This is a genomic window from Thermomonas sp., assembly GCF_020850895.1.
Taxonomy (GTDB): Bacteria; Pseudomonadota; Gammaproteobacteria; order Xanthomonadales; family Xanthomonadaceae; genus Thermomonas.
Window position 1 is genome coordinate 1 of the sequence record NZ_JADZDS010000143.1, and the last position, 5,174, is coordinate 5,174.

5 protein-coding genes and 1 riboswitch are annotated in these 5,174 nt (G+C 66.6%); of the genes, 3 read left to right on the forward strand and 2 right to left on the reverse strand.

Going from position 1 to position 5,174, the window contains the following annotated elements:
- The coding region (locus IT472_RS12025; RefSeq protein WP_297181851.1) for a GTP-binding protein at positions 1-431 on the reverse strand (431 nt) is incomplete at its 3' end.
- A gap of 57 nt (positions 432-488) precedes the next feature.
- Here IT472_RS12025 and IT472_RS12030 point away from each other — a divergent pair.
- Positions 489-2,885 carry a serine/threonine-protein kinase gene (locus IT472_RS12030; protein ID WP_297181853.1) on the forward strand — a complete coding sequence of 799 codons (2,397 nt, stop codon included), beginning with the start codon at positions 489-491 and terminating at the stop codon, positions 2,883-2,885.
- Positions 2,886-2,956: 71 nt separating this feature from the next.
- Positions 2,957-3,139, forward strand: coding sequence for a hypothetical protein (locus tag IT472_RS12035; protein ID WP_297181855.1), 183 nt, complete (start codon positions 2,957-2,959; stop codon positions 3,137-3,139).
- A 35-nt stretch (positions 3,140-3,174) separates the two neighbouring features.
- Here IT472_RS12035 and IT472_RS12040 read toward each other — a convergent pair whose 3' ends face one another.
- On the reverse strand, positions 3,175-3,993 hold the full coding sequence (locus IT472_RS12040; protein WP_297181858.1) for a M23 family metallopeptidase: 819 nt from the start codon (positions 3,991-3,993) through the stop codon (positions 3,175-3,177).
- 100 nt (positions 3,994-4,093) lie between these two features.
- Positions 4,094-4,219, forward strand: a riboswitch (SAM riboswitch).
- 85 nt (positions 4,220-4,304) lie between these two features.
- Here IT472_RS12040 and IT472_RS12045 point away from each other — a divergent pair.
- Positions 4,305-5,174: homoserine O-succinyltransferase (locus IT472_RS12045; protein WP_297181860.1), on the forward strand; the 870-nt coding region annotated here is incomplete at its 3' end.

Below are 5,174 nucleotides of genomic sequence, written 5' to 3' on the forward strand. Positions count from 1 at the left end.
CGGTCGAGCTTGTTGACGAAGGTCATGATCGGGGTGTCGCGCAGGCGGCAGACTTCCATCAACTTGATGGTGCGTTCTTCCACGCCCTTGGCGACGTCGATCACCATCAGCGCGGAATCGACGGCGGTGAGCACGCGATAGGTGTCCTCGCCGAAATCGGCGTGGCCGGGGGTGTCCAGCAGGTTGACGATGCGGCCCTCGTAGGGGAACTGCATCACCGAACTCGTCACCGAAATCCCGCGCTCCTTTTCCAGCGCCATCCAGTCGGAGGTGGCGTGGCGGGCGGCCTTGCGGCCCTTGACCGAGCCGGCCATCTGGATCGCGCCGCCGAACAGCAGCAGCTTTTCGGTCAGCGTGGTCTTGCCGGCGTCGGGGTGGGAAATGATGGCGAATGTGCGACGACGCGCAGCTTCTGTGGCAACTTCTGACATTGCGCGATTATACCGGCGAGGGCAGGATGGCCGGGACGAACGGAGACGGCCCACGCGATGCACGACGACCCCACCCACGCCCTCGACGAGACGGCGCAAGTCGCAGCAGGATTGCCGGAGACCATCGGCCCGTACCGCGTCCTCGGTTTGCTGGGCGAAGGTGCGATGGGCCGGGTCTACCTCGGCCATGAGAGCCATCCATCGCGTGATGTGGCGATCAAGGTGGTGCGCGGGATCTCTTCATCCGCGCTGGATCGCTTCCGCCGAGAAATCACCATCCTCGGCCAGCTCGAGCATCCCGGCATCGTGCGCCTGTACGCGGCCGGCGAGGACACGGTGGGCGGGCTGCCGTCGCCGTGGTTCGCGCTGGAATATGTGCGTGGCCCCGATTTGCGCGGCTATCTGGAACGTGCGCAGCCGGACCTGCACGCTCGGGTCGATCTGTTGGTCAAGCTGGCGCAGGCGGTGGACTACGCGCATCGGCGCGGGATCATCCATCGCGACCTGAAGCCGTCGAACATCCTCGTCGATGAACACGGCCAGCCGAAGATCCTCGATTTCGGCATCGCCCGCCTGCAGGACGAGGCCGAGGCCGGGATGACCCGCGCCGGCCAGGTGATGGGCTCGCTGCCGTACATGGCGCCGGAACAGCTGGAAGGCCATGCCAACGAAGCCGATGCGCGCAGCGACGTGTATGCGCTGGGGGCGATCGGCTACGAGCTGCTGGCGGGCCGCTTGCCGCATCCGGGGCTGTCCACCTCCTCGCTGATCGAGGCGCTGATGATCGTGCGCCGCGAGGAGCCGACCCCGCTCGGGCGCGTCAACCGCGCCGCGCGCGGCGACCTCAGCCTGGTGGTGATGAAGGCGCTGGCATCCGAACCGGCGCAGCGCTACGAAACGGCGGCGGCCTTCGCCGATGACCTGGAAGCGGTGCTGGCCTCGCGCCCGATCAAGGCGCGCGCGCCCACCTGGACCTACCGCAGCGGCCGCTTCATCCGCCGAAACCGCGCATTGAGCGCGGCGGTGGCGGTGATCTTCATCTCGCTGGTATCGGCGACCGTCATCAGCACCCTGGCGGCGCAACGTGCCCGCGCGGCCTTGGCCGAATCACAGGCGCGGGCGCAGCAGCTGGCGGCGGTGAACGGCTTCCTCAACACCATGCTGCAATCCGCCGACCCCGACGAAGGCGAGAGCTCCGACATCAGCCTGCGCGAATGGCTGCAGGCGACCGACCGAGATTTCGGGAATCAGGGTGCCAAGCTACCACCCGAGGTACGGCAGATCCTGGCCACCACCATCGGCGGCGCTTTGCTGCACCTGGGCGAGTCCGAGCGCGCCTATCAGCGCTTCAAGCAGGCGCATGCGCTGTCGCTGCGGCGCAATGGCCCGAATGCAGCGGAAACCCTGAGCGCGGCAGCCAACGAGGCGCTGGCGCGTGGTGGCATCGGTCAGGTCGATGCGGGGGAGGCCGAGCTGAGGCGGATTTTCGCCATCGCGAAAACCCAGAACAATGCCAAGCTGCAGATCGAGGTCGGCACCGCTTTGGTGACCTTGCTGGGCAACGCGCAACGTCCCGAGGATGCGCGGACAATCTCCGGCTCCATCTACGAATTGGCCCGCAAGACCCAGGGGGCCAACACGCCGGATACGCTGGCGGCGTTGCACAATCACGCATCGACGGTGTTTGCCAGTGGCGATGCGGCTGCCGCCGAGCCGCTGGCGCGGCAAGCTTGGCAGGGCCGCAGCAAGCGCTTCGGTGCCGAACACCCACTGACCCTGTACAGCTACAACCTGCTGGGTGCCGTCCAGCAGCAGCTTGGCCGTACCAAGGAGGCGGAAACCATCACCCGCGCTGTGCTGGCCGCGCGGCGCAAGAGCTTGGGCAATATTCATCCGTCCACGTTGACCACGCTCAACAATCTGGTGGTGATCCTGGTCCAGCAAGGTCGCCTGCAGGAGGTCGAGCCCTTGCTGAATGAACTGGTCAGTTCCACCCGCGAACGGCTCGGTCCCGATGCTTCCCTGACCTTGGGGGCCGAACACAATCGTGCCTATGTGCTGGAAGATCTCGGCAAGCTGGACGAATCCGAAGCGCAGTTGCGCGACCTGCTGGTGGCCCTGAACGGCAAGCACAATCCGCTGCTGCTGATCGCTCGCAACGACTTGGCCCTGTTGCTGTCCCGCCGCGGCCGTTACGACGAGGCCATTGCGCTGATGCGTTCGGTGCTGGCCGATGGCCCAACCCTGCTGGGTGCGGCGGACAACCCGATGATGGCCATTTATCGCAGCAATTACGGCCGTGTGCTTGGCCGCGCCGGCAGGCGCGAGGACGCGTTGGCGGCGTTTGCCGCAGCCCAGCCGCTGTTGGATGCCAAGCTGGGGCCGGACCACGAGCGTAGCAAGCGCAATCGCGCGTTTGCCGAAACAGTGCGTGCCGGCGGCAGGCTCGAGTAAGCGGTCGTAGCGAAGCAAATCGATAGCGGTGATATGCTCCGCGACCGTTTTCGACAACCAAAGGATATGGAATGAAGAAGGTCGTATTGCTTGCGATGTTGGTGTTCGCGTCGTCCATGATGGAGGCTTCCGCAAGCACCCCTTCGACGGAGAGCGTGTCGAGTGATTTCTGGAGTTGGTTGACGTCGTTGTTCGTGGATGCCGGTGATGCGCGTTACATCGTCAAGGCCGATGGAACAATTTACGACTGTTAGTTGGCAGTGCGCTGACAACGCTGCGAATCACCTGGTCAGCGCATCCCCGATGCGTGGGCAAGCGGCACCCCCTGCATCCGAAACGCAATCGACACCAGCCGCCCGCCGCGATTGACCTGGACCACGAAGTGCAGGTGCGGGGCGGTGCTGTAGCCGGTATTGCCGGAGCTGCCGATGCGCTCGCCGGCTTCAACCCGCTGGCCCGGCACGACCTGCGCGCCGGCGGGGGCGAGGTGTCCGTACAGCGCCATGCTGCCGTCGTCGTGCAGGATGCGGATGTAATTGGCGCGTGCGGCGTCGCGTGCCGCATCGGTGCCATGTTCGCGAAAGCCGGTTTCCACCTGCAGTACGATGCCGCTGCGTGCGGCCAGCACCGGGGTGCCGACCGGCGCGGCAATGTCGAGCGCGTAGCGGTTCTCGTCGCTGTCGTGGCTGAAACGGCCGTCAAAGCCCTGGTCGATGCGCGCCGCGTCCAGCCGCAGCGGCAGCAGGTAGGTGATGTCGCGCGGCTTGGCATTGCTGCTGCCGGGCACGCCGTTCAGACGCAGCTGCATCCTGCCTTCGCGGGCCGGCGGCGGGCGCAGCCGGGTGAGCAGGACGCTGCTGCCTGCAGGCACGCTGGCGCGCGCCGGCAGCGCGGGCTCGGCCTGTGGGCGGGCGCCACTGGCGACATCGAGCCGGACTTCAACCGGGCCGGGCAGCAGGTTGTCGGCCCAGGCCTCGAAGCCGCCATCGACGGCGACGATCCGAAGCCTAGCGACGGCGTCACGCGTCGTGGTTGGCGGTGGATCGCGGGCAGGGGCCGCCGGTGCGACGCACAGGAGCAGGCAGGTTGCGAGAAGCAGCTGGCGCATGCGGCCAGTATGCCGTAGCCGGGAAGGCATGACTGAATATGCCATCGCTTCATGCGTATAAAGCGATTGACAATCTGTGAATCAACAGGCACACTGGCCGCATCCATCAAGACCGGCGGAGGGACAGGCCCTTCGATGCCGGGGCAACCGGGAGGCGGTTCGCGCAACGCGATCGTCGCCAAGGTGCCAAATCCTGCGGAGACTGCAGTCTTCCGAAAGATGGGTGTGGTCATGCCATGCGGCATGGCACGCCATGCTTCGGTGCACGACGGCTCCCGGTCTTGCTGGCCCTTCCGCACCGGAGCATCGCCGTGAACCTTGCCGAACGCATCGACGCCAACAGCCAACCCCTTCCCCGGGCTGCGGGCGCGATGCGTCCGGTGCGGATTGTCGAGGCCGAAGTCCGGCGCGGGGCGGTCGATGCGGTGCTGGCCACCCGTCACGCCGGTACCCGTCGGCTGCGCCTGAACTACGAATTGGTCGGCCCGGAGGGTGCGCCGGTGGTGTTCGTGGCTGGCGGCATTTCCGCCCATCGCCACGTCGCCGCCAATGCCTTGGCGCAGGAACCGGGCTGGGCGCAGGGATTGCTGGACCCGGGCCATGCCCTGGATCCGTCCCGTTTGCGGGTGCTGGCCTTCGATTACATCGGCGCGGATGGCAGCATTGATGCGCCCATCGACACCGCCGACCAGGCCGATGCCGTGACCCTGCTGCTGGATGCGCTCGGGATCGACACCTTGGCAAGCTGGGTGGGCTATTCCTACGGTGCGCTGGTGGGGCTGCAGTTGGCGGTGCGGCACCCGCAGCGACTGCGCAAGCTGGTGGCGGTCAGCGGCGCACACAAGCCGCATCCCTATGCGGCGGCCTGGCGCGCGTTGCAGCGCAAGGCGGTGGCACTGGGGCGCTTGCAATGCATGGACGCGCAGGGGCTGTCGCTGGCCCGGCAATTCGCGATGCTGAGCTACCGCACGCCGGAGGAGTTCGGTGAACGCTTTAATGCACCGGCGCAAATCTGCAATGGCCAGGTGCGGGTGGCGGCCGAAGACTATCTCGACGCCGCCGGCGCACGATTCGTCGAACGTTTCGATGCGACCGCCTGGCTGCGCCTGTCGGAATCGATCGACCTGCATCAGGTCGATCCTGCACAGGTCGGCGTGCCGACGACCGTGGTGGCGGTCGAA